Genomic DNA, 436 nt, shown 5'->3' with positions numbered 1-436 from the left:
AGCGAAGTGCTCACTGACCGGACATTTCAACTTTGTCCAGAACGACGTGTTCAGCACCGGGGCCGATGCAGTCGAATACAACGACGTCCCGTCCGCCTCCAGCTCGACTTCCGGAACATCGCTCGCCGACAATTCCAAGAGACTGTCGACCAACGGCCGATACGGCTGGGTCAAAAAGGACAGGTAGTGATGTCGCGCATCCCCGGGGATCAGGGAAAGCGCCTCCGATGACGCATGGTGAACGAAGCCGTCCAGCACCCCCCAGATGGATTGCGTCCTCGAATAGTTTTCGGGATGCCGCGTATCGCTGGTAGTGCCGGACACACCCAGAGGCCGCAATCCGTCGAAATTCCGCCGCTGGAACGCATTCAGATACTCGCGATTCTCAAAGACAAACTCGAACATGTCGCGCGCATAACGCGCACAATCGTACTCC

Annotated in this window: 1 protein-coding gene; it reads right to left on the bottom strand. The window is 57.8% G+C overall.

The window, feature by feature from the left end:
- Window positions 1–405, bottom strand: a 405-nt coding sequence (locus tag J5M71_RS28735; protein WP_207839071.1) for a hypothetical protein, incomplete at its 3' end; no start/stop codon positions are given.
- Window positions 406–436: the final 31 nt, after the last annotated feature.

Source organism: Pseudomonas sp. 43(2021) (assembly GCF_017490805.1).
Taxonomy (GTDB): domain Bacteria; phylum Pseudomonadota; class Gammaproteobacteria; order Pseudomonadales; family Pseudomonadaceae; genus Aquipseudomonas.
The sequence above is the reverse complement of the archived record's forward strand: the minus strand, read 5'-3'. Positions and strand labels throughout refer to the sequence as shown.